General features: G+C 41.2%; 18 protein-coding genes and 2 riboswitches. Of the genes, 11 read left to right on the top strand and 7 right to left on the bottom strand.

The genetic code is table 11. From position 1 onward, the window contains the following. The 8 genes from V7108_RS15765 (at window position 1) to manA (ending at window position 11,979) form a co-directional block, all read left to right on the top strand. Window positions 1-894, top strand: coding sequence for a sugar phosphate isomerase/epimerase family protein (locus V7108_RS15765; protein ID WP_335568791.1), 894 nt, complete (start codon window positions 1-3; stop codon window positions 892-894). Next, entirely contained in the window at window positions 878-1,756 is an 879-nt protein-coding gene (locus V7108_RS15770; RefSeq protein WP_335568792.1) for a sugar phosphate isomerase/epimerase family protein, read from the top strand. Before V7108_RS15765 ends, V7108_RS15770 begins: the two co-directional genes overlap by 17 nt. A gap of 140 nt (window positions 1,757-1,896) precedes the next feature. Beyond that, window positions 1,897-4,590: an alpha-mannosidase gene (locus tag V7108_RS15775; protein WP_335568793.1), complete on the top strand. Its 2,694-nt coding sequence runs from the start codon at window positions 1,897-1,899 to the stop codon at window positions 4,588-4,590. Window positions 4,591-4,607: 17 nt separating this feature from the next. Beyond that, window positions 4,608-5,942 (top strand): glycoside hydrolase family 125 protein, encoded by a 1,335-nt coding sequence (locus tag V7108_RS15780; protein ID WP_335568794.1) that lies wholly within the window; start codon window positions 4,608-4,610, stop codon window positions 5,940-5,942. Window positions 5,943-6,027: 85 nt separating this feature from the next. Next, the gene (locus V7108_RS15785) at window positions 6,028-6,891 is read left to right on the top strand and encodes an ROK family protein (RefSeq protein WP_335568795.1); all 864 of its coding nucleotides are present in this window, start codon (window positions 6,028-6,030) and stop codon (window positions 6,889-6,891) included. Between the two features lie 279 nt (window positions 6,892-7,170). Beyond that, window positions 7,171-10,335, top strand: coding sequence for a beta-galactosidase subunit alpha (ebgA, locus tag V7108_RS15790; RefSeq protein ID WP_335568796.1), 3,165 nt, complete (start codon window positions 7,171-7,173; stop codon window positions 10,333-10,335). Between the two features lie 151 nt (window positions 10,336-10,486). After that, window positions 10,487-11,014 carry an NUDIX hydrolase gene (locus V7108_RS15795; RefSeq protein ID WP_335568797.1) on the top strand — a complete coding sequence of 176 codons (528 nt, stop codon included), beginning with the start codon at window positions 10,487-10,489 and terminating at the stop codon, window positions 11,012-11,014. A gap of 20 nt (window positions 11,015-11,034) precedes the next feature. After that, window positions 11,035-11,979 carry a mannose-6-phosphate isomerase, class I gene (gene manA / locus V7108_RS15800; protein ID WP_335568798.1) on the top strand — a complete coding sequence of 315 codons (945 nt, stop codon included), beginning with the start codon at window positions 11,035-11,037 and terminating at the stop codon, window positions 11,977-11,979. A 226-nt stretch (window positions 11,980-12,205) separates the two neighbouring features. Here manA and V7108_RS15805 read toward each other — a convergent pair whose 3' ends face one another. Genes V7108_RS15805 through V7108_RS15820 form a run of 4 tightly spaced genes read right to left on the bottom strand, consistent with a single transcriptional unit; the run spans window position 12,206 to window position 15,991 of the window. Continuing rightward, window positions 12,206-13,414: a M20 family metallopeptidase gene (locus V7108_RS15805; RefSeq protein ID WP_335568799.1), complete on the bottom strand. Its 1,209-nt coding sequence runs from the start codon at window positions 13,412-13,414 to the stop codon at window positions 12,206-12,208. A 57-nt stretch (window positions 13,415-13,471) separates the two neighbouring features. Further along, entirely contained in the window at window positions 13,472-14,302 is an 831-nt protein-coding gene (locus V7108_RS15810; RefSeq protein ID WP_335568800.1) for a MetQ/NlpA family ABC transporter substrate-binding protein, read from the bottom strand. A 17-nt stretch (window positions 14,303-14,319) separates the two neighbouring features. After that, window positions 14,320-14,970: a methionine ABC transporter permease gene (locus V7108_RS15815; protein ID WP_335568801.1), complete on the bottom strand. Its 651-nt coding sequence runs from the start codon at window positions 14,968-14,970 to the stop codon at window positions 14,320-14,322. After that, complete coding sequence (locus tag V7108_RS15820; RefSeq protein WP_335568802.1) at window positions 14,960-15,991, bottom strand: methionine ABC transporter ATP-binding protein; 1,032 nt, start codon at window positions 15,989-15,991, stop codon at window positions 14,960-14,962. The genes V7108_RS15815 and V7108_RS15820 overlap by 11 nt, the downstream gene beginning before the upstream one ends. Window positions 15,992-16,079: 88 nt before the next feature. Next, a riboswitch (SAM riboswitch) is annotated at window positions 16,080-16,182 on the bottom strand. A gap of 75 nt (window positions 16,183-16,257) precedes the next feature. Further along, a riboswitch (SAM riboswitch) is annotated at window positions 16,258-16,359 on the bottom strand. 218 nt (window positions 16,360-16,577) lie between these two features. On the opposite strand from V7108_RS15820, the gene V7108_RS15825 reads away from it, so the two are divergent. Continuing rightward, on the top strand, window positions 16,578-17,459 hold the full coding sequence (locus tag V7108_RS15825) for a DMT family transporter (RefSeq protein WP_335515520.1): 882 nt from the start codon (window positions 16,578-16,580) through the stop codon (window positions 17,457-17,459). Window positions 17,460-17,495: 36 nt separating this feature from the next. On the opposite strand, the gene V7108_RS15830 is transcribed toward V7108_RS15825, so the two are convergent. From V7108_RS15830 to V7108_RS15840, 3 genes are all read right to left on the bottom strand, one after another. After that, window positions 17,496-17,690 carry a hypothetical protein gene (locus V7108_RS15830; RefSeq protein WP_335568803.1) on the bottom strand — a complete coding sequence of 65 codons (195 nt, stop codon included), beginning with the start codon at window positions 17,688-17,690 and terminating at the stop codon, window positions 17,496-17,498. Between the two features lie 126 nt (window positions 17,691-17,816). After that, window positions 17,817-18,848, bottom strand: a complete 1,032-nt coding sequence (locus tag V7108_RS15835; protein WP_335568804.1) for an alpha/beta hydrolase — start codon at window positions 18,846-18,848, stop codon at window positions 17,817-17,819. A 101-nt stretch (window positions 18,849-18,949) separates the two neighbouring features. Beyond that, on the bottom strand, window positions 18,950-20,248 hold the full coding sequence (locus V7108_RS15840) for an MFS transporter (protein ID WP_335568805.1): 1,299 nt from the start codon (window positions 20,246-20,248) through the stop codon (window positions 18,950-18,952). A gap of 175 nt (window positions 20,249-20,423) precedes the next feature. Between V7108_RS15840 and V7108_RS15845 the strand changes: the two genes are divergently transcribed. After that, complete coding sequence (locus V7108_RS15845; protein ID WP_335568806.1) at window positions 20,424-21,638, top strand: helix-turn-helix domain-containing protein; 1,215 nt, start codon at window positions 20,424-20,426, stop codon at window positions 21,636-21,638. Window positions 21,639-21,883: 245 nt separating this feature from the next. Beyond that, window positions 21,884-25,999, top strand: a complete 4,116-nt coding sequence (locus tag V7108_RS15850) for a phosphodiester glycosidase family protein (protein ID WP_335568807.1) — start codon at window positions 21,884-21,886, stop codon at window positions 25,997-25,999. The last annotated feature ends 2 nt before the right edge of the window (window positions 26,000-26,001 follow it).

A 26,001-nucleotide genomic window follows, 5' to 3' on the forward strand; every position in this document is an offset into this window, starting at 1 on the left:
ATGAAAGTTGGAATCAGTTCTTATAGTCTTTTGAAGGATATTAATGCCGGGAAGCTGGATATTTTAGGTGTTGTACAGTGGGTAGCCGATAACGGCGGCGAGCACCTAGAGCTAGTACCTTATGGCTTCACGGTTGTCGATCAGCCAGAATTGGCCAACCAAATCAGGGAAAAAGCAAAAGCAGTCGGAATCGAACTATCTGCGTATTCTTTGCCAGCTAATTTCATTCAGCCAACAGAGGAAGCGTTTTATGCGGAAGTGGAGCGACTTAAGCAGCATATAGACATCGTAAATCGGATGGGAATCAAAATTATGCGTCATGACGTTACTGCGTTTCGTCTTGAACCAGATGAAATGACAATTCATCATTTTGAAAAGCATTTTGAACAAATGGTGCGAGGCAGTCAATTGCTTGCTGATTATGCCGCCCAATTTGGCATCACGACAACAATTGAAAACCACGGATTCAATGTGCAATCGAGCGACCGGGTGCAGCGGGTTATCCACGCCGTTAACCGAGCTAATTTTAAAAGTACAGTGGATGTCGGCAATTTCCTCTGTGCTGATGAAGATCCGCTTGTTGGCGTTAAGAAAAATATTGGCTATGCTGCTACCGTTCATTTTAAGGATTTTTATATTCGTCCTTATTATGAAAATCCAGGTGGCGGGGAATGGTTCCGTACGGTAAATGGCAATTACATGCGCGGCGCGATTGTTGGACATGGAGATTTAAATATTCGTGAACTCGTCAAGCTTGTAAAGGGATCCGGATATGACGGCTATCTTACGGTCGAATTTGAAGGCATGGAAGATTGTCAGGTTGGGACGAAGATCGGAATGGAAAATGTAAAAAGACTTTGGGATGAGGTGAAAGTTTATGAAACTGTCAAATAAAATCGGAATTATTGTGGACAGCCTCCGCTTGCCGCTTCGTGAAGGTTTAAAGACAGCTAAGGAGATGGGTGCAGATGGCGTTCAAATTTATGCCGTGGATGGAGAAATGGCTCCGGAAAATTTAACTTCTGGTGCTCGAAAGGAATTAAAGGATTACATCTCTTCATTAGGGTTAGAAATCTCTGCTCTTTGCGGTGATCTCGGGGGGCATGGATTTCAGGATTCAGAAATGAATCCGCAAAAAATTGAAAAATCAAAGAGAATCCTAGATTTAGCCGTTGAATTAGGAACGGATATTGTTACAACTCATATTGGGATTATTCCTGATGATCCTGCCACTCGTGTGTATGAGTCGATGCAAAAGGCATGTGAGGAATTAGGGGTATACGCAAAAAGCTTAAATGCTTATTTTGCGATTGAAACAGGCCCGGAAACTTCTTTAAGGCTGAAGACATTCTTGGATACTCTTAGCACAAATGGTGTTTCCGTCAATTTTGATCCGGCGAATATGGTCATGGTAACCGGAGACGATCCTGTTGAAGGAGTTAAGCTTTTGAAGGATTACATCGTTCATACTCATGTGAAGGATGGAGTCCGTAATAAACCGGTAGACCCTCGTGATGTTTATGGTGCACTTGGTTATGGCGGCGGAGTGGACCATGAACAAATTGCGAAGATGGTGACCGAAGGAGAATATTTCCGCGAGCTTCCGTTAGGTGAAGGGAAGGTTAACTTCCCAAGCTATTTCGCTGCTCTACAAGAAATCGGTTATCAAGGATACTTAACCATTGAACGAGAAGTAGGAACCAATCCACTTCATGATATCAGCGAAGCCATTTCCTTTATTAGTAGATTTAAATAATAGGGAAAAGTAATTACAGTAATACAGCAAGTTGTTTGATGAAAAGCGAAAATGGATGGATTGACTATACCATTTTCGCTTTTCGTTTTTTCTAAGTTTCCTTGGGACTATTACTGAATAAATAGAGGAGGGGGAGTGTCGTGAAGAAGACTGCCCATATTATCTCCCATTCACATTGGGACAGAGAGTGGTATTTGCCTTTTGAAAAACATCGCTATTACTTTATTAAGCTTATGAATGAACTGATTAATCAGTTTGAAAAGGAAGGAAATGCATTTCAAACCTTTCATCTAGATGGCCAAACCGTTCTTCTAGAGGATTATTTCGCGGTTCACCCGGAAAAACGTGACATCATTAAACAATTAATCGAAGAGAAAAAGCTCTTTATTGGACCGTGGTATGTATTGCAGGATGCTTTTTTAACCAGCTCTGAAGCCAACGTCCGGAACTTACTCATTGGCCTGAATGAAACAAAAGCCTATGGGCATGCTTCAAAAATTGGTTATTTCCCCGATACTTTTGGTATATACGGACAGGCGCCACAGCTTTTAAAGCAAGCGGGTATTGATACAGCGGCCTTCGGAAGAGGAGTCAAACCGACGGGCTTTAATAATACAGTTTCAGACTCCCCCGGATTTGAATCACCATTTTCCGAAATGATCTGGAAATCGCCGGATGGATCAAGTGTATTAGGAATATTATTTGCCAATTGGTATTCAAACGGCAATGAAATTCCTGTTGATGATGAGGAGGCGAAAGCGTTCTGGGATCGAAAGCTTCAAGATGCTGAAAAATATGCATCTACCAATCAATTGTTATTCATGAATGGCTGTGATCACCAGCCGCTGCAAAAAACAATTCCAGCGGCAATCGAAAAAGCCGCTGCCCTTTATCCAGATTACAACTTTAAACATTCCAGCTTTGACGAATATACAGAAGCACTAAAACAGAATCTGCCTGATAAGCTGCAGGTCATTGAGGGAGAATTACGGAATCAGCGGACGGACGGCTGGTCCACTCTCGTTAATACGGCGTCAGCACGTATTTACTTAAAGCAATGGAATCATCGCTGTCAAACATTATTGGAAAAAATTGCAGAACCGCTTGCGGCATTTGGCTTCTTATCAAAGGGTACGTATCCGCGGGAATATATTCGGTTTATGTGGAAATCACTGATGAAAAATCATCCGCATGACAGTATCTGTGGCTGCAGTGTCGATGAGGTTCATCGTGAAATGGTGACACGCTTTGAAAGTGTCATTCATATGGGTGAAGTATTTGTAAAAGAACAAGCAGCAGAGCTTGCAGCTGCGGTTGATACCTCTAAGACTCCGGATGGAGGAATTCCGCTTATCGTTATGAATACAACAGGATGGAACAAAAACGAGGTTGTCACGAAAATGGTTGATCTTGAAAAAGTATATTTTTCAGAAATGCCTTTAGGCAAAATTCCAACCTATTTAGAAGAAAAAGAACTGCCTGGATACAAGCTAATCGATGATCAAGGGAAAGTTTGCGAATTTCAGCTCGAGAGCACGAAGGTAGAATTTGGTTACGATTTACCAAATGATAAATTCCGCCAGCCTTTTTATGCGAAAAGAGCGATTCTATCATTCTATGCGGAAGATATTCCTGCCTTCGGATATAAGACCTTCTATTTCGTTCCTGATGAGCAGGCGTCAGAACAGCCAAATGTGCAGTCTCAGGCTGAAGCTGTTGAAATGGGAAATGAATTTGTCCATCTATTGTTTCATGAGGATGGTACTTATGATTTGACTTCTAAGGAATCGGGTCAAACCTTCCAAGGTCTCGGAATTTACGAGGATACAGGGGATATTGGCAACGAATATATGTTCAAGGAAGCAGCTGGGCTTGCGACAATCACGACAAAAGGTGTTCCAGCGGAATTTACATTCGTGGAAAGAAGTGCACTGCGAACCGTTCTAGAGTTTGAGCATAGGTTAAAGATTCCGGTTTCCGCGGACGACCGTTTAGCCATCGAACGCCATAAAATGATTTGGTATACGAACAGACAAGCGGGCAGATCAAGTGAAACAATCACGATTTCTCTAAAGACCATCGTTACGCTTGAAAAAGGTATGAAGGGACCAGCCTTCAAGCTTAATATTGACAATCAAGCAACGGATCACCGGCTCCGTGTCCTTTTCCCAACGGGGTTAAAAACAGGAACTCATCAAGCAGACAGTGTTTTTGAAATTGTGAATCGTCCAAATACACCGGAAAAGGAATGGAAGAATCCTAGTTTTTGTCACCATCTGCAGCGATTTGCCAGCTTAGCAGATGAAAAGGCGGGGCTGACTGTTGCAACCGATGGTCTGCAGGAATATGAAATTTTGCCAGAGGACGGAACAATCGCAATAACGGTACTCCGTTCGGTTGCTGAACTTGGGGACTGGGGATACTTCCCGACTCCGGAAGCGCAATGCTTAGGAAACCAGACTGCAGAATGGCTTGTTTTGCCTCATGAAAAGGATGTTATTACGTCAAAGGCCTTCGCCCCGGCGTATCAATATAAAGTTCCTCTCTATACAGTACAAACCGACTGTCATGGAGGAACGCTGCCAACTGCCCATCAGTTTGTTACTTTGGAGCAGGGAGGACTTGTATGGTCGTCGATGAAGGTTGCAGAGGAGCAGGATGATGTGATGATCCGCTGGTTTAATCCGTCTGGAAAAGGCGAGGTCCTGAAGGCTTCGATTCCTATGAATCACACATCCTATAAAAGTACGATTCTTGAGGAAAAAATGGAAGAATCACAGGAGCGATATGAGGTAGACGGTCACGAAATTATTACACTTGGATTTCAAAAATAGTGATTGGAGTGAAAAAAATGACAGTTACAATCCCGCAATCTTTAATCAAGCTAATTAATCATGTAAAAGAATTCTTTCCTAATGACGAAAAACTGCAGCAAATGTTCGAACAATGCTTTGTTAATACGTATGAAACAACATTGAAAAAACAAGAAGATGGAAAAACGTTCGTGATTACGGGTGACATTCCAGCGATGTGGTTACGAGACTCAGCAGCACAGGTAAGACCTTATTTGCTTGCAGCCGAAGAGGATGAAGAAATCGCTGATTTACTGGAAGGGGTTATTCGTCAGCAATTTGCTTTTATCTTACATGATCCTTATGCCAATGCCTTCAATGAAAGTGCAAATGGCCGCGGATATCAAACCGACCTTACGGAGATGACACCACATATTTGGGAGCGGAAATACGAGATTGACTCTCTTTGCTATCCTGTTCAGTTAGCTTATTTATTCTGGAAATCGACAGGACGTAACTCCCATTTTGATGAAACATTCCAAAATGTCATTGAAACGATTATCCGAGTTTGGCGGACTGAGCAGGATCATGAAAAACTATCTCCTTATCGCTTCGAGCGTTCTGATTGCCGTCAGTCCGATACGTTAATCCGCGATGGTAAAGGAGGTCGTGTTGTACCAACGGGAATGACATGGAGTGCATTCCGTCCGAGTGACGATGCCTGCACCTATGGCTACCTCGTACCTGCAAATATGTTTGCGGTTGTCGTTTTAGGTTATGCAGCAGAAATATGCGAGGAAGTTCTTCACAATACATCATTAAAAGAGGAATGCGTAAAGCTCCGTGATGAGATTCAAAAAGGGGTTGAACAATATGCGAGGTTTGACCACCCAATTTACGGTGATATGTATGTCTATGAAACAGATGGCGAAGGGCGGGTCAATTTAATGGATGACGCCAATGTTCCAAGCCTCTTGGCGGCGCCATATTTAGGATATCTCCCATTTGATGATTCGACGTATGTAAATACTCGTTCATTCCTTTTAAGCAGGGATAATCCGTATTATTATGAAGGGAAATATGCGAAGGGAATCGGCAGTCCGCATACCCCTGATCATTACATTTGGCATATTGCCCTTGCGATCCAAGGTATGACAACAACTGATGCAACGGAGCAGCAAAAGATCCTGTCATATTTTAAAAATACAGACGGCGGTACTAAATTTATGCACGAAGGATTTAATGCTGATTCTCCCGAAGAATTTACGAGGGATTGGTTTGCATGGGCAAACACGATGTTCAGCGAATTTGTGTTAAGTCTTACAGGGAAAGCGGTTAAAGGAAGCCCACTTTATTATCATGAACTGAAACATAAAGCCGTTGAAAAACATTAAACATCGCAGTCGGAGCTTGCCAATTTGATAATGAGGCAAACTTAATTGGGGCATTGTTACAGTTTTTGAAGGGAGGTTATCAAAAATGTTAGGAGCAATTGAAGCTGGTGGTACAAAGTTTGTTTGTGCCGTGGGGAATGAAGCAGGAGAAATCTTTGCACGTGAACAGATTCCTACTACTATTCCTCAGGAAACCATACCAAAAGTAATCGAGTTTTTTAAGCAATATCCTGTCAATGCGATTGGAATTGGATCCTTTGGTCCGATTAATGTAAATCGCGATAGTCCTACTTATGGATTTATCACTTCTACACCAAAACCAGGCTGGAGAGATTATCCATTTGTACAAACCATTAAGGATACTTTTGAAGTTCCTGTTGGTTTTAATACGGATGTAAATGCAGCTGCTCTTGGTGAGGCTGCTTTAGGAGCGGCCAAGGGGCTGGATAGCTGCTTGTATATAACGGTTGGAACAGGAATTGGAGCAGGAGCGCTTGTTCAGGGGCAGCTGCTTCAAGGACTGTCTCATCCTGAAATGGGGCATATTCTGGTAAGACGTCATCCAGAAGATCAATATCAAGGAAAATGTCCTTACCACAGTGATTGTTTAGAAGGTCTGGCAGCTGGCCCAGCAATTGAAGAGCGCTGGGGAACTAAGGGTGTCGACCTTGTTGACCGAAAGGAAGTTTGGGAAATGGAAGGCTATTATCTTGCCCAGGCTCTTATGCAATATGTACTCATCCTCTCACCAAAGAAGATTATCCTCGGCGGCGGTGTTATGCATCAAAAGCAAGTATACGATTCTATCTACAAAAATTTGAAAGAGTTATTGAATGATTACGTTACCTTACCTGGACTAGAGAATTATATTGTAAGTCCTAGTTTGGGTGATAATGCAGGAATTACAGGCTCTTTATTACTTGCCCGACAGGCTTTAATTGAAGCGTAACGATGACGTGGCGGATACGTTCATGTTAGAACTCGCCAGAGTTCTATTATTCTTAATAGGGTTTTGAATTGATAAAAAATTTAAAATAATATTATCGATAACAAAAAAGAATAAGACTTTTTTAGTGAATAATAGAAATATTTTAATAAGAGCTGAAAATCCAATAAATCTATCGAAATATGATGCTATTCTTTGGAGGAGTAGTTGTAAGGGTTTTCAATGGGGTTGTGAAAGAAAATATCACAATTCAAAAAAAGAAACTTTTTGGAGGTATTTTGAATGATTAAGAGAAATGATTGGGAAAACATTTCAGTTCTGCAAAAAGGAAGATTGCCTGAACGGGCGTACTTTCTATCGTTTCCCGACGACCATTCTGCTTTAACATATGAAAGAGGAAATTCCCAAGGATTTAAATTGTTAAATGGAAGCTGGAAGTTTCATTATGCTGAAAGTCCAGCCCTCGCTCCCGAGCATTTTTATCAAGATGATTTTGATGTGAGTGAATGGGATGAGCTCGTTGTTCCTTCTCATTGGCAGATGAATGGGTATGGAAAGCCGCATTATACCAATGTTCAGTACCCGTTTCCGGTGAATCCGCCGTATGTACCGACAGAAAACCCAACTGGATCGTACCGAAGAAGTTTTTACATCCCAACTGAATGGCTGACACAAAAAATCATCCTACGTTTCGAAGGCGTGGACAGTGCTTTCCATTTGTGGATCAATGGCGTGGAAGTCGGATATAGCCAGGGTAGCCGGATTCCGTCTGAATTTGATATCTCTGCTTATATTCATGAAGGCGAAAATACATTAGCCGTTAGAGTCTATCAATGGTCAGATGGCACCTATCTAGAGGATCAGGATATGTGGTGGTTAAGCGGGATTTTTAGGGATGTGTATTTACTAGCAAAACCTAAGGTTCATATTCAAGACTTTTTCGTCACCACCAACCTGGATGATCAGTATAAAAATGCCACTCTTTCCATTGACACGATGATTGAGAATGGCACCTATCAAGCATTGGAAAATTATCAGCTTGACTACCGCTTGCTTGATCAAGAAGGAAACTTGGTTGCAGTAAACTCAAAGCAGGTATTTCTGCCGAACGAGCAACAGGTTCATGTAAACATCGACATTCCGGTAGAAAATCCTGAAAAATGGTCAGCGGAACATCCGTATTTGTACCATTTATTGATTACCTTAAAGGACGTTGCTGGAAATACGATCGAGGTGATTCCGAATAAAACCGGATTCCGTTCGATAGAATTAAAGGATGGTGTTTTCCTCATAAATGGTGAAGCCATTAAATTCAAGGGTGTCAACCGCCATGACTCTCATCCAGATCTAGGACGGGCGGTGCCGCTCGATGCAATGGAGAAGGATGTCATCCTGATGAAACAGCATAATATCAATGCCGTTAGGACTGCTCATTATCCAAATGATCCAAGATTCTATGACCTCTGTGATGTTTATGGTCTTTATGTTATCGATGAAGCCGACTTAGAAACCCATGGCTTTGAACGTGCCGGCAATCGCGAGCAGTTAAGTGATGATCCCGTGTGGGAAGAAGCTTATTTAGATCGAGCAAAGCGAATGGTCGCACGCGATAAAAATCATCCATCAATCGTCATGTGGTCTTTAGGAAATGAGTCTGGTTATGGATGTAACCATGATGCGATGGCCAAATGGATGAAAGAAAATGATCCAACTCGCCTGGTTCATTATGAAGGTGAAACAAGGAGCATTATGGAAAAAGATGAGGATAACCCAAAAAGGGACCCACAAGCTTCCGATGTACATACTACGATGTACACCTCCATTGATATTATGGAACAGCTGGGGAAAAGAACAGATCTAAGCAAACCGCATATTCTTTGTGAATATATTCATGCGATGGGGAATGGCCCTGGCGGAATTAAGGAGTATTGGGACCTCTTTTACCAATACAAACGTTTACAGGGCGGTTTTGTCTGGGAATGGTGTGATCATGGAATCCGTCAATTTACCGAAGAGGGCGAAGAATACTTTGCTTACGGCGGCGATTTCGGTGATACCCCGAATGATTATAATTTTGTCATTGATGGGCTGGTAATGCCTGATCGAGAACCGTCACCAGGGTTAATTGAGTATAAAAAAGTGATTGAACCGGTTCATATAGAGGCCGTGGATTTGGCAGCGGGGAAGGTAAGCATCACGAACCGCTATGATTTTATTTCTTTACGTCATCTGAACCTGTCATGGTCGGTCGAGGCAGATGGCAGGGTTGTTGATAAAGGCATGCTGCCAGCTCCGGCTGCTGCACCAGGTGAAACAGTGACATTGGATATTCCGTTCAAGCTTCCTGAAACCATAAAGCCAGATACGGATTATTGGTTAAACCTTCAATTTACCCTAGCCGCTGATGCGCTATGGGCAAAAACGGGGCATGAAATTGCTTGGGCGCAGTTTGAATTGCCTGTTACAAGCAGTGTTGGAAGAAAGGAGATTCCGTCATTCTATCAACCGCTGACATGTCAAGAGAAGAATAATAAGCTGCTGGTACAGGGAGAAGAGTTCCGAGTAGAGTTTGATCTCGTTTATGGAACACTCGCTAAGTGGTCTTATCAAGGGATTGATCTTTTGGAGGAAGGACCGAAACTTCAATTATGGCGCGCGCTAATTGACAATGATCACCGTTCAGCGGCTGAATGGAAGCAATATGGCTTACATTGGCTTCAGCATCGTGTCGATGGTGTCAAGTGGCAGCAAGAGGCGGGCGATAAGCTTGTAATTACTGCAAACGTTCGGATTGCTCCACCAATTTTATTCTGGGGAATTACTGTCACCTACACGTATACGATTTATCGTAATGGCGAATTATCCATCAATGTAAAAGGCTGTCCAGAAGGAAATGGACCAAGTACCTTCCCGCGTCTTGGTTTACAAATGAAGCTGCCAGTTTATTTGGATGATGTATCTTGGTATGGACAAGGACCTGGTGAAGCCTACAGCGACAGCAGGCAAGCCAATCGAGTTGGCGTTTACGCTAAAAAAGTAGAAGAGCTGTATACTCCATACATTTATCCGCAGGAAAATGGTAATCGCCATGAAGTTCGCTGGGTATCGTTAACGAACACCAGCGGTATGGGTTTTGTCGCTGCAGGTGAGCCAACACTTGATTTCAGTGCTCACTATTATACAACGGAAAACCTAGATCAGGCACAGCATACGTATGATTTGAAAAAGCAGGATTTTATTACGTTTAATCTGGACCATCAGCAGCATGGTCTTGGATCTGCCAGCTGCGGGCCAGATGTGACGGAACCATATCGTTTAGTGAATAAAGAGTTCCAATTTGCTGTTCACTTAAAGCCATTTTCCACAAACGAGACTTCACAAGTGGAAATTAGCAAGTCGTTACGAGCAAAGCATAGCAAGAAGGAAAGCAGTATTCCTGTAGTATAAAGATTAGACGCAGCTTGTTTGTTAGAAGAACAAGCTGCGTTTTGTCATGATTTTTAAGGGGGGCAGACCCTTTGAAACAAGTACTTATAAGTCACCCACAGAGCGTTGATAGTGGCATATAGCATTTTTAAAAACATGGAGTGATTTGGAAATGAATTGGAGAATTATTAATTCTATTAAGGAAAAGACGGACCGGTTTGAGATTTCGATTGACAAGGTTGTTCTTCCAAATGGGGAGGAAAAGACATTTTCCTTTTTAGATTTTGCCAAGGGTGTCTGTATTCTTCCGATTACGAACAATCATGAGGTCGTTTCTTTGAAACAATATCGTCATGCTCTAAAAAGCTGGCAATGGGAATTACCTGCCGGGATGATTGATAGTGATGGAATATCTCCGATTGAAGTCGCTAAAAAAGAGCTTGAGGAAGAGACGGGCTATTTGGCAGAGCATTGGCTTGATTTAGGAAGCTTCTATCCGTCTCCTGGCTCGACGAAGGAGGAAATTTTTTTGTTTGCTGCTGCTGGCTTAACTCCCTCAGAACAAAAATTAGAAAACAGCGAACAAATTGAATTGCATACCATCACGATGCAGGAATTAAAAGAGCTGATAAGTAATGGAGATTTCAAGCATGGGGCAGGACTTGCGGCTGTTTTACGATATAAGTTTATGACGGATTAGTTTAATGGGAGGTTACTGATTTGCAACCGTTATTTTTAAAACCAGTTTTTAAGGAAAGAATCTGGGGCGGCACCGCTTTAAAGGATGAATTTGGCTATGAGATTCCAACGGATCATACAGGTGAGTGCTGGGCAATTTCAGCTCATCCAAAGGGTCCTTCAGTGATTGAAAAGGGGCAGTTTGCGGGTACGACGTTAAACAATCTATGGAAGGAACATCCTGAGCTTTTTGCGAATCCGAAGGAAGAGGTTTTTCCATTGTTGATTAAGTTGTTGGACGCGAACATGGATTTATCTGTACAAGTTCATCCGGACGATATGTATGCCAAGGTCCATGAAAACGGTGAGCTTGGGAAAACGGAATGCTGGTATATTATTGATTGTAAAGATGATGCGGATATGATTTTCGGACACAATGCCCGATCGAAGGAAGAATTGGTTGCGCAAATGAATGAGGGGAAATGGGATGAACTTCTGCGCCGTGTGAACATTAAACCTGGTGATTTTTTCTATGTTCCAAGCGGGACCATTCATGCCTTATGTGAGGGAACACTTGTGTTGGAAACGCAGCAAAGCTCGGACACCACCTACCGGGTATACGATTTTGACCGCCGGGATGCAGAAGGAAATTTGCGTGATTTGCATTTGGAAAAGGCGATTGACGTCATTACTTTTCCACATCTAGACGCAAAATACACGCCGCGGGTTAATGAACAGGCTGAGATAACGATTACCACTTTTGTGGAATCTGAGTTTTTCTCTGTTTTCAAATGGGATGTTCGAGGAAAAGCAGCGTTCCCTGCGCATGAACAGTTTTTACTGCTAAGTGTTATCAAGGGTGACGGGGTGCTTCTTCATAGAGACGAGCGGTACGAATTAAAAAAAGGGACAAATTTCATCATTCCAGTCGGGTTTGGCGCGTTTGAACTAGAAGGGCAATGTGAATTGATTGTGTCACATACGTAAGGTTGAGTAAAGCAAGGGTGAGTAATATTGACCTTTGATCTTCGGATACCTGCTGGTTGGACCGCTTTGGCTTGGGATTTTAGCTATCATCCTACTAATAGGTTAGAGATTTTAGTTGCAATAACAGGATTTTCTTGAGCTTGAAAAAGGAAGGGGGAATCCCCTTCCTTTTTAGTCCATTCATTACCTAGCAGCGACAATTTACTCCGATGGGCATTTTTATTATTTATTTTGATTCTGCAGCTTTTCTCTCTTTGAACTCTGCTTTGATTTGTGCCAATGTATCATCGTCCGTAATCAGTTTCAAAGCAGTTAGTGCCAATGCTTTTGCGCCTGTAATAAGGGCTTGATCGCCTCTTTGTGAAGCTGCGGCTTCTCTAAAAGGTACGGTATGTGCAACAAGGTCACTTGCTCCAATTTTAATATATGGATGAATCGTTGGGACGACTTGGCTGATGTTACCTGCGTCTGTTGAACCGATGCCTTTGTCCCCTTCAACAATCACGGTTTCGCCTAATTCTTCGACGACTTCCTTGAAAACGGCATCATAAGTTCTATTTAATAGAAGATTATCGACTTCATTTTGAAAAGCAATGACATTCAATTTAGCACCAGTAGCTAATGCCGCACCTTCTGCCACAGCTTTTACACGTCGTGTCACTTCGTTCAAACCAGAACGAGTGGCAGCACGAATGTAAAATCTTGCTTTTGCATATTCAGGGATAATGTTCGGTGCGTCGCCGCCATGTGTAATTATTCCATGGATGCGTACATCATCTTTCAGTTGCTGTCTTAAGGCATTAATGCCATTAAATAGCTGAATCACCGCATCTAAAGCATTAATTCCTTCGTGCGGGGAAGCGGCGGCATGTGCCGGCTTTCCGATAAATTCAAAGTCCAGTGGATCAACAGCAAGTGAGGTGCTGGTTAAACGTGTCTCACCATTTGGGTGAATCATGATGGCTGCGTCTATTCCTTCTACTAATCCATGTTTGACAAAGCTTCCTTTGGCACTGCCGTTTGGACCGCCTTCTTCAGCAGGGGTGCCAAACACAACTGCTTCTCCTCCAGTTTCTGCTAAAACCTTGCTTAATGCAATCGCTGCAGCCACGCTTGTTGTACCAATAATATTATGACCGCATGCATGTCCCAAACCTGGCAGGGCATCATATTCTGCTAGGAAAGCGATGGAGGGACCTGGTTTATCAGACTTTTTTCGAGCTACAAAAGACGTTTCATGTCCGGCAACCGCCTTTTCAACCTCAAAACCTTCTTTTAAAAGAATATCGGTCAGCAAGGCAGAAGCAAAAAATTCTTCGTTTCCGATCTCAGGCTTTTCATGGATTTGATGGCTTGTTGAAAGATAAAGCTCTTTATTTTCCTCTATATTTTGAATAATCGCTTCTTTTAATGAAGTTACTGTTTTTATTGTCATCGTCCTCTGCCTCCTATGTATAGAGGTTTTTACTGTGAGCAAAAACCTCCATGAAAATTACCATCCTATGTTGCTTAATGGTACGAATGTTGGGATCATATTGCCTTTGTACTCTTGGTTAATAAATTCTGCTGTATCTTCAGATTGGTAAAGTTCTGCTATTCTCTTATATGTTTTGTTGTCTTTGTCTTTCCCTTGGACCGCAATGATATTAAGGTAAGGTGTTGCAGTTTCACTTTCATGGAAAATCGCATCTTCTAATGGGCTAAGACCTGCATCATTCGCAATCCCATTATTGATTAAAGAAGCGGCAACGTCTGGCAATGCTCTTGGTGTTTGTGCTGGTACCATTGGGATAAATTCAATGTTTTTCGGGTTATCTTTAATTTGATTAAGATCACCATTTGCATCAAAATCTTTAGGTAATTTGATGAGCCCAGCTTCTTGAAGAAGTAGTAATGCACGGCCTTGGTTGGATGCATCGTTTGGAAGGGCAATTTTTGCCCCATCCGGAATGTCTTTAACATCTTTATATTTTTCAGAGTAAATTCCCATTGGTGCAAGAACAGTTGTCGCGATAGGCACTAGGTCCAGTTTGTGTTCTTTAATAAAAACATCAAAATAAGCAACGGTTTGGAATGAATTTAAATCGAGTTCGCCTTCAGCTAGAGCTGTATTCGGAGCAACGTAATCAGAGAATGAAACAATTTCGATATTGATTCCCTCTTTTTCAGCCTTTTTAGCTACAAAATCCCAAACACGCGTATCGGTTCCACTAACTCCAAGTTTAACAGTAGTTGATTCTTTACCTTCTGATGTTTTCTCAGCGCAGCCAGCGCCAATAATCACTAATGCAAGTACTATGATGGATAGTAAAAGTTTTTTCATGTTGATTTCCTCCTAAGTTATCTTCGTCTGATTTTTTTTGCTGCTATATTTCCTAATGACTGCAGGCCTTGAACCATTACAATCAGAATTAATACGGTAATAATCATCGTGACGGTGTCAAAACGCTGGTAGCCATAGGTGATGGCTAAATCCCCAATCCCGCCGCCTCCGACAGCACCTGCCATCGCCGAGGCTCCGACTAAACCGATGGTGGCAATCGTAAGAGCTAAAACGAGTGAACTGAGTGCTTCAGGAATGAGAAATTTGAAAATGATTTGCCCTGGGGTTGCCCCCATTGCTTCTGCAGCTTCGATGACGCCTGGATCCACTTCTAACAATGAATTTTCTACCAATCTTGCAATATAGGGACCGCAATAGAATACCAGTGGGACTACTGCTGCCGCTGTTCCAATCGATGTACCGACAATTAGCCTTGTGACTGGGATCATCGCTACTAGTAAAATAATGAACGGTACAGATCTGAAAACATTGATAATCCCATTCATGACGGTAAAGAACGGCAAATTTTGAAGCAGATGGCCTTTCCGTGTTACTACTAGTAAAATCCCCAGCGGCAAACCAAGAATAGTAGAGAACAAGAGCGAGAAGGCGACCATTTGAATGGTTTCAATTAAGGCTGAAATAATTTGCTCTGAATTAACTAGCATGTGCTGCCACTTCCTTTATGCTGATATTCTTCTCGTTGATATACGTTAACGCACGGATGACTTCTTTGTCAGAACCGATAAACTCAACAATTAGGTTTCCGAATGGAGTTCCTTGAAGCTCGGTAATATTACCGAACAAGACATTGATATGAATATCAAACTGTTTAGCCAGTTCGGATAATAACGGCTGACCTGCTGTACTGCCGACAAAATTAATTCGGAAAACTCTCTGCATTCCATCGTGCTTTTGGATAATTTCCTTTATGGAATCAGGCAGCTGGTCATTCATGACCGTGCTGACAAAATTCTTTGCTGTCGGTGTTTTCGGTGCAGAAAAGACATCAAACACTGAGCCTTTTTCAATGATTTTCCCAGCTTCGATTACAGCAACTCGGTCACAGATTTCTCTAATCACTGCCATCTCGTGCGTGATAATTAAAATGGTAATGTTGTACTCTTTATTGACTTTTTTGAGCAGCTGCAAGATCGAGCTGGTTGTTTGCGGATCAAGAGCAGAGGTTGCCTCATCACAAAGCAGGATCGATGGCTGAGTTGCCAATGCTCTAGCGATTCCGACACGCTGCTTTTGTCCCCCTGAAAGCTGGTCTGGATAATAGTCAGCTTTGTCAGCCAATCCGACAAATTTAAGTAATTCCTGAACCCGTTTTTTGATGGCGTCCTTGGGAAGTTTGGCTAGCGTGAGTGGCATTGCCACGTTTGCAAAAACTGTTTTTGAGTTTAGTAGATTAAAATGCTGAAAGATCATCCCGATATTTTTCTTAATCTCACGAACCTCTTTCACGGATAGAGAGGTGAGATCATGACCGTCAACAATGACCTTACCAGATGTGGGACGCTCTAATAGGTTTACACAGCGGATCAGAGAGCTTTTACCTGCACCGCTGAATCCGATCACTCCGAAAATCTCGCCCTTATTTATTTTCAAATCAATTCCATTCAACGCAGCAACCTGCTGGCCGCCACTTTCATAAACCTTTTGAAGATTTTGAAATTCGATCATGGTTTACCTCTCCTTTGTTAGAATATAAAAAACCCTCTTCTTGGAAATAAGAAGAGGGCATGCCAATGCAAAGCAAAGCTAGCAGCTCTTCTTATCTATCAAGTCACACTTGCTGGATTTGGCACAGTCACCATATAGGTTCCGCTGCCGAGGTGTCATAGGGCCAGTCCCTCAACCTCTCTTGATAAGAAAAATTATTATTCAGTTAAAAATAAAACCCTCTTCTAGAAATAGAAGAGGGCGAATTGATAAATTCATCAGTCCTCTTCTTATCTATCAAGTCATACTTGCTGGATTTGGCACAGTATCCATTTGGATCTGCTGCCGAGGTGTCGTAGGGCCAGTCCCTCAACCTCTCTTGATAAGAAGGTGTTTCATATATTCGTTTTTTAATATGTGTATTAATTTACCCCTAATAGATATATATGTCAACTGTTTTATTAAAATAATTTTTATTTTTAGGTAAATTGATATTTTAAAAAAGTATATGTTGATAGTTAGTTTTTAAAAAACAAACAATGAAAGTATTTACCATTCGTAAAACTATAACTATAATAATCCTATTGACTAACAGGGACGTGATTACATGCAGAAATATATGGGAGAGCTAGCCCTTACGGTTACTGCGATCATATGGGGAAGTGGATTTGTTGCCAGTGCGATAGCATTGGACCATTTTACCCCTTATCAAATTTTGGCGATAAGATTTATGATTGGTGCCATCATTTTAAGCGTGATCTTTCATAAAAGATTGAAAAATATTAATAAAGCCACCTTGATCCAAGGTGCTATTATTGGAGTCTTTTTATATGTAGCCTTCGCACTTCAAATCGTGGGACTTCAATATACGACTCCTTCCAAAAATGCCTTCTTAACGGCTGTGAATGTCGTGATTGTTCCGTTTATCGCATTTGTTATGTATAAGCGAAAAATCGATATGTATGAACTAATGGGCGCCGTTTTAGCAATGCTGGGTGTTGGGTTATTATCACTGAAGCTTTCCGCTGGGGTTAATATCGGGGATTTGCTGACACTAGGCTGCGCTTTTGGATTTGCGTTTCATATTTTTTATACGGCCAAATATGTAAAAGATTCGGACCCTGTCCTATTGACACTAATCCAAATGATGACCGCTGCAGCAATCGGAATCATTGTTGTACTTTTCAAGGGAGAAACCTCTTTTGCTTTTCAAAAAGAAGGTGTATTCTCAATTGTATATCTCGGTGTCTTTTCCACAACGATTGCTTATTTATTACAAACACTTGCACAGAAAATGATCACAGAAACAAAAGCTGCCATCATTCTTTCGACTGAATCATTCTGGGGTATGGTATTTTCGGTTGCGATTTTAGATGAAGCGATGACGCTAAAAATGGTGCTTGGTGCGATCCTCATACTTGTTGCCATCATCGTATCAGAAACAAAAATGCCTTTTTTAAAAAAGAAAAAGAAATTACTTAACTATTAATGAAAAAGAGAGCGAAAAATCGCTCTCTTTCTAAAACTATCTTCTTTTTGCTAAACGCAGGACCCCATGAATGATAAGAACCAAAGAGAATAAAAGGATAGCTAAGACACCAATGAGAACCACTAACGGACTTAACGGTGCAAGAAACCCTGTAAGCGGTACTCTTAATAAAGCGAAACCAGCGATGATACAGGATAAATATAAAAAAGGACTGCGATCCAACACACTCATGGCACACTCTCCTTTCTTGGGGTTACTTAATCGTATTCTGGGAGGAAGTTATTTATTTACCAGAATAGTAAATTAGGGCAAACTTACTATAATTTTGGAACTTTATTCCTGCTAGGTTAGTCATATTTATTTTATAAAAGTATCGGACATCCATTCATGAAATTTTTCCTTTTCTTCAAATTGTGGATAATGAGCGGATTGCTCAAAAGCAATAAATTCTTTTTTATTGGCTTTAATCCTATCAAAATATTTTTTTGCCGCATTAGATGAAGTCATATAATCATATTTACCCATGATAAAATAGAATGGTAATTCAAGCTCTGTTACTTTAGAAGGTAAAGGATTTTCTAATAGGTCATTTAACAACATCTTTTGAGAATAGCCCATCCCAACGTTATAACGAATTACATCTAATAAGTTATACTCAGTGCTGAGTAAAACACTTATGTTATCATCACCGAGGTCATCAATCATTCTTGAACTCCCGCCATATTTACTAACATAATTTCGTGGGACAACTGTATCGCCATCTTTGATATTCTCCGTCAATCCTTGCAGATATAAAACATCATCCGTATTTCCTGCCTTTTGAGCCTGTTCAATACTGTAGTTCAAACTATCAATCTCACTTTCTCTTATATCACTCATCTGCCCAATGCCAACATATGCTTCATACTTTTCAGGAGCTATATAGGCGGCTTGGGCTGCAATATAAGTGCCAAAAGAATGGCCTATCAATATAACCTTTTCTTTACCAAAACGGTCTGATATATAATCCGTTATCGCTAATAAGTCTTTTACCAATAAATCTGTTGAAAGATTAGAATAGTCCTCAAAAAAGTGATAGGATTTCCCGCTTGCTCTTTGATCGTAATGAACAACCGTAAAATTGGTTTCCAATAAGTCTTGATATTGATCGGCATACGGCATTTCTGGAGTTCCAGGCCCTCCATGTACAACCATTATAACTGGATTATCCTTATCATTGCCGCGTATCATCATTTCGTGATTACTTCCATTTATCTCTACTTGTTCCAATACACTAATACTGTTCTCACCTTTTATGTGCTGCGTCCATGTGGGAGAAAAAAGTCCTATCATTAGTATTAGTAAAATAACTACTCCGATAAATTTTATTGATTTTCTTATCCTTTTCATATAACACCCTTCTACTTTTATTTTAGCCAGAGGATGATGGCTGCGTGACTGAATTTTCTAGAATTACCGAAAAACCAGCCACATAGACACTCCCAATCCATCTAAAACGCTTCCGCTCTTTTCTTCACTACCTTTTCTTCCGCAAGTTCGGGATGAACTTTACGAATAACCGAGGGTCTTGCAAGAATAAGGACTACGGCTATAAATAATCCAGATGACAGGAGCAGAACCCATTGGGCGGGAAAGACATCGTATAATAATCCATACAATACCATTCCCAATGGAGACAATGCCATCGCAACTGTTTCAATGATGGAAAAAACCCGCCCCTTATATTCGTCCGCTATTTGTTTTTGCATCATCACTTGGGTTGGCGTATTGATGAAAACAATGCATGCCCCTAAACTTAATCCAAGAAGGATGTAGAAGCCAAACATTAGGTTGTAAGGCATGGCAATGAGTAAAGGTAAGATGGTACCTCCAATGATGATCCCTGTTAATATAAGCCCCTTTTTTGCTGCCAGCAGCGGATATTTTATCTCTTTACGGAGTGAGAGGTAAATCGATAGAAGGAGCATACCTGCTGCAAATGCGCCTTCTGCAAAACCAAAATGCTGAGATACCATTTTTAATTTTTCAATCAGGATATAGGAATAGCCAACCTGATAAGCACTCATAAGGAAATTAACCAATAATGCAATCCCTATAATGGTCATCAACAGCGGCTGCAATTTTAAGTATGCTACACCAGCCTTCATTCCTTGCCACATCGATTCTTTTGGTTTCTCAACTGTCACTGCCTGATGGGCTGTGAACAAAGTGAAATTCATCGTCGCTTCGAGAATAATGGCTATGGCCGAAGCTGCCATATAGAAAATGAGGAACACCGGCATCGAAATTACTCCATACAATAGTCCTCCAACTGCAGGGGAGGCAATGGCTGCAAAGGAAATCGACATCTGGTTTAATGACATGGCTTTTTGAATTCTTGCTTCGTCCACAAGACCGGTGATGGATGAGGTGAATGCTACGCTGGAGAATGTGGAAGTGAGTGCGACAATACTCGTCGTGATGTAAATAGCTGGCAGCGATAATCCTGTGGTGGCACTAACGACGAATAATCCGCCAATGGCTAAGGTGGTTGCGATTTGTGCGATAATGGCAATTCTTTTTCGAGGGTACTTATCAACGATATAACCGGCAAATGGCGAAACAATCGTACGAGGCAGAACATTACAAATAAGGTTTAGCGCAAAACTCTTGGCGGAGCCCGTTGCTTGTAAAATATAAAAACTAATGGCAAAGGAATAAACTTGTGAGCCAAAGGATGAAATCAATTTGCTAATGGTAAAGGTCCAAAGATGATAAGTTGCTTTTCTTAGCATCATCATGCTATCCATACTATCTCCTCTTTTCAGTGAAAAGTTTAATTTAATTAAACAAAGCATAACATGAAGTATTTTCCAAATCAAGAAAAAGTTTAATTAAATTAAACAAATGGGTTTGTGTCTTCCTAAACATGGTTATGTTTAATATAATTAAACAAATGTCAGTTTTGGAGGAGGTGCCCAAAATATGTTGGGAGACCGAATACGAAAAATTAGAAAACAGAAAAAGATGACGCTTGAAGCACTTGCAGGAGAAGGGCTGACGAAGGGGATGCTTAGCTTAATCGAGAACAATAAAGCGAAGCCTTCGATGGAAAGCTTGGCGTATATTGCAGAGAGACTGGAAGTGGAAGTAACCGATTTATTGGAGGAAATCAGCACACAGGAGTTAAGGGCCATTCTTGAAAAAGCAGAAAAGCTATATAATCAAAAGCTTACTGTTCCCTACAAGGAACTATTAACGCTGATTGAACCCTATATAGAGAAACTTACACAAGGTTACGAATCGTCCCGCCTGTTAGATATCTATGCACGCAGTCTCTACGAAGAAAAGTTGTCTGGCTGGGAGGAATATGCTGACCGGGCTGCGAACATGTATGACAAGATGAATGTAACAGCCAACCGTGCACAAATAGCGATTTTTCGTGCTATGGTGAAATTCATTCAACATGAGTATTTAAAGGCATTGGAGATTTTGGTAAGGGAACGAACAGACATTGAACTAAACCATGTCTACATGGATCCGATGACACGCGTAGATCTTGACTACCACGAAGCCATTTTACATTTTGCTATTGGTAACAATAAGACAGCAGGTGATGTGATGGAAAGCGCCATTGCTTTTTCAAAAGAACACCGAATCTTTTATCGGATTAATGATTTGTACAGACTTGGCGCGGGGCAGGCACTCATGTTTAAAGAGGAAGAGCAGCTAGAAGTTTATTTACAGAAGCTAAAACAATACGGGGAGTTTGCGGAGGATTTACCCTCCATTCTTATTCATGATTTAATCGTTGTCATGTCTCTGATTACTGTAAAACAGGAGTATGCTAAGGCACTTGCAATTATCGATTCTTATTTAGCCAACCCTGTCATGGAGGAGGTGGTGGAGGACTTGTATCAAATAGAAAAAGGAAAAGCCCTTTACGGCCTTAGGCAATTTTCGGAAGCCATTTCTTATTTCGATGCAGTAGAAACATCTACTACCACACACCATCCGTTTGATTTATCACTTTATTATGTTCGTTATTCTTATAAAGCATTATGCCACCGCGAACTTGGAGAGATAGAAAAAGCTCTGCAAGCGGCCCAGCTGGGGGTTAAAAATTTTGCAGGCCTTCCTGTTACCCCTTTTAAGGAATTTGCTATCATGACCCTTGAGACAATTAAAATGGATTCATGAAGCCTAAAACAGCAATAGAGCGACAGAGATTGAAGATTTAAACCAATTAATAATTGAAACACAGATGTAAGCCTAAACTTAAGGGCTTACATCTTTTTATTTTGCTTTTTGCAAAACCAGCCATAGGTCCTTTATCCCATTTTTTATTTTTTGCGTAATTCTTAATATTAAATAAATAGTAAATTAACAATCTTTAAATATCATAATATGAACGTGTTTTTTCAAACAAAAAAAGGAGGCGCATTATGAGGCAATTTTGGAAAAAGAGGGTTTTACCTATTACCCTATCTTTCGCTTTGGCAAGTAGTATTGTTTCACCAGTTTTTACATCCGCTTTAGGTACATTTGATTTAACTTCTTCCGTTGTTCAAACACCCATTAACATGTATCAAGCAGAGCTTGCACCTGGTGTGAAGGAAAAGCATTATAGTTTTGAAGGGAAAGACGGAAAAAAGATTGAGAGTTTTGTAGTAGATGTTGATGTACATAATCCTAGTGTTTCAATCGAAGCAGGTACTCCGAATGACGGAACCTCCTATGGACTTCAGCCCGTTAGGAAGCAAGCAGAAGCTGCAAATGGGGACAACCATAATGTCGTCGCTGCGGTAAACGCAGATTTTTATAATATGGCAACAGGTGAACCGAATGGGATCGTCTATAAAGACGGACAAGCTGTAAAATCTCAGAATGGGACCTGGCGATTCTTTGGAATGACCAAATCAGGTGAAGCTGTGATTGGTTCCTCAGCTGAATATGATGTATTGAAAGATCAATTACAAGAAGCTTTAGGCGGAAATGCCATCCTTGTGAAAAGTGGACAAATCTATCAAACTCCACAAACGGGCGCAGATAAAGAGCCGCGGACCGCTGTTGGAATCAAAGCAGACGGTGATGTATTTTTTGTGGTGATTGACGGAAGACAAGAACCGTATTCTACTGGTATTTCAATGCCTGATTTGGCGCAGTTAATGATTGATTTAGGAGCAGTCGATGCCTTAAACCTTGACGGCGGCGGTTCTTCTACTTTCCTTACTCGTGAACTTGGCGGTGATCAATTCGAATTAGACAACAAACCATCAGACCGTTCGGAACGTAGTGTAGCGAACTCTTGGCTGATTGTTACAAAAGAGCCATCTGATCATGTTTTTCAATCTGCACATATTGAACCCTATGATCAATCCTATACCCCTGGCTCTACGATTCAATTCACTGCAAAGGGAAGAGACAAATCAATGGCCTCAGCTGCTCTGCCTGCTTCCGGTCTATCTTGGGAGTTATCGGATTCCTCCTTCGGCAGCATTGATGAGAATGGAGTATTTACTTCAAACGGCAAAACAGGTCAATTCCATATTCTCTTGAGCTATCAAAATACGGAAGTTGGCAAAAGCATCATCGAAATAGCCAAGCCTGATGAACTGTCATTTTCCTCATCGGAATTGACCGTCGCTCGAAATAGTGAAACCAACTTAAACTTACTAGCAAAATTTCAAAAAAGAAATATAGACTGGAGTTTACAAGATATTACGTTTGAAATCCCTGAAGGAATGGGAACCATTGATGAATTGGGTGTGCTTCACACAGGAGATAAAAATGTTTCAGGTTCGATTATCGCTCACTTAAATGATTCTACTCTGTCAGCCCAAATAAAGGTGACCGTTGGGAAACTGCCTGAAGTCCTATTTGATTTTGAAAAGGATCTTGGAACCTGGAAAACATCAAGCGCTAACCGTGGAGAAAAAGTCTCACTTAGTCTAGCAAAATATCCAGCACCAGTTCGGTTTGGCAGTCAATCATTGAAAATGGATTTTGATTTAACAAATGCACAAACAGGTACCACCCTTGGAGCTTATGCAGGGCCTGGAACAAATACCCCAATTAATGATAGCCCGTCCAGCATCGGAATGTGGGTGTATGGAACGCCGGAAGCACAAGGCTATTGGCTGCGAATGATGATTGTCGATGGTAATGGCAAAAATCAGAGCATTAATCTTACCGGAGAAAAGCCGGGTATTGATTGGACAGGCTGGAAATACATCGAGGCTGAAATTCCTGCCAGCTTTACAGGTCCATTCAAGTTACATGCGACACAAGCAGTTCGACTAATGTCTACGAAATCAGGAATCACTGGTCCAATGACCAAAGGATCAATCTATATTGATAATATAAGAGCCGTATATGGAGAAAAATTCGATGATTTAAATCCTCCTGTCATTCAATCGCTCAACGTAGACGGTCAAGAATTCACTACAAATGTTGTCAATATTAGAGCAAACGTAAATGAATATGAAGATGATCCTTTTAAAACAGGAATCGACTGGGATAAAATTAGTATTTTCATAGATGGAAAGGATTTTTCAAAAACAGAAGGTCATTTTTCTTACGATATGGATGGTTCTGTCTCATTAAGCGGACTTAAATTTGCTGACGGGACTCATAAAGTAACGCTCATGGTTCCTGATAAATTTGGAAACCAAGCAATTAAAACCACCTATTTTACCGTGAACACTGGTTCAGTAAAGGTTGAAATCGCTAATAAACAAGAGCAAGCCTTGCTCGGTGATGTGTTTGAGCTTGTAGTGAAAGCGACGAATCCCGCGGAAATCACTGAATCTGTCATTAAATTACAGCTCGACAACAACTATCCGGTCGATGATGTTACTTTTTCAAGTGGGTTTAACTCTAGTACTTCAAGCTATGATGCCCTAACAGGGATTCTTACATTGAAGCTTGTGAATAGCAGTGAAACAGGCACTGCAGCAGATGCGGCAACCATTCAGGTCCGAATTCCTGAAACGACACAAGAAGGCAGCAAGTTGACTTACGAAATTGCAGAAGCTAATTTAAGCTATCGAACACCAAAAGAAGCAAGTTTTGTCTCCACTTTTTCAATGGAACCAGCGAGCGTGGAAGTTAAAGGTGCATTCGATATTGTCGCAGAACCTATTTTAATTGGGAAACCAGCTGTTATAACGGTAAAAAATAACCAATTCATCAGTGGTGCAGAGGTCTTCGCAATCATCGATGGCAGCAAACAGTCTGTTCCACTAGGAAAGACGGATGAAAAAGGTTCTCTTCGTGTTGATTCAATCACCACTGAAGTGAAGAAAATTGCTTTGTATGTAGTAAAAGATGGCAAGTATTCCTTTAAATTGAATACACAGACCTACCCTTCACTTGCTGCAGCAAAGGAAATCAAAAATGTGATTTCAACACCAACAGGTGACCCATATAAAGGAAAAGGCCTCACATGGATGTCGAGTCCACTTGCAAAGGACAAAGCAGTCATTCAATTTGCGAGAAAGAAGGATTATGAGAAGAAAGGTGACACTTCACTAGAAACAGTCACTGGTTCCACTAGTAACCAGGTATTCTCTGGTGAGCAGGAAATTACGAAAAACGGAATCGTTCGAGTGAATGAAGTAACCTTAACAAAATTACAACAAGGTACTACATATGTATATCGTGTTGGCGACGGGGAAAACTGGACAGAATTACAAGAATTCAACACGTTGAAAAGAAAGCAAACGTTCGAATTTGCTGTTTTAGGTGACACCCAATCCCCTGCTGATTTAAGTTTTTTCAATCAAATCCTTGGTGATTTAAATAAAAAAGACTTAGCGTTCATGATTCATGTCGGGGACCTGATTGATGAATCGGCGAAATTTGAGCAATGGGATGATACATTAGGAATCATGAGCGAATACAGCAAGATTCGTTCAACCGATCTTGTCGCAGCGCTAGGAAATCATGAATACATGGGAGACGCCGATGGACATTTAGCGAAGTCGATTTTTAACTCTCCTGAAAATGGACCGGAAGCTGACAAAGGCGGAACGTATTCGGTTGACTACAATAACATCCATATTAGTGTATTAGGCTTCACAAGCGATGCCGAGACTCTGAACCAGCAGCTCGAGTGGTTGAAAGAGGATGTGAAAAATTCCGACAAACCGTGGAAAATCCTTGTGACACACAAGCCACCTTACTACACAAATCCGTTTGGCGGAAATGAACTTATCAAGGAAAAGCTGCCGCCGGTTGTGGATGAATTAGGAATTGACATCGTCTTCTCTGGTCATGACCATTCGTATGGGAGAACGAAGAAATTAAAGGACGGCAAAGAAGACCCGAACGGTACGGTCTATGTAGTTGCTGGTACTACCGGTAAAAAACACTATGATGCAGTGGCAGATGAGAAATTCGACTTCGTCAACATGGAAAACATCGCTGTTTCCATGCAGGCAAAAGTAGACAAAGATCAAATCACCTTCTCCACCATCACCTCAGAAGGTGAAACCATCGATGAATTTACCGTCATAAACGAAGACTACTTCGATGAAGGCCAGATAGTCTCAGAGTAAAA

Origin of the sequence: Neobacillus vireti (assembly GCF_036962345.1) — a bacterium.
Taxonomy (GTDB): domain Bacteria; phylum Bacillota; class Bacilli; order Bacillales; family Cytobacillaceae; genus Neobacillus; species Neobacillus vireti_A.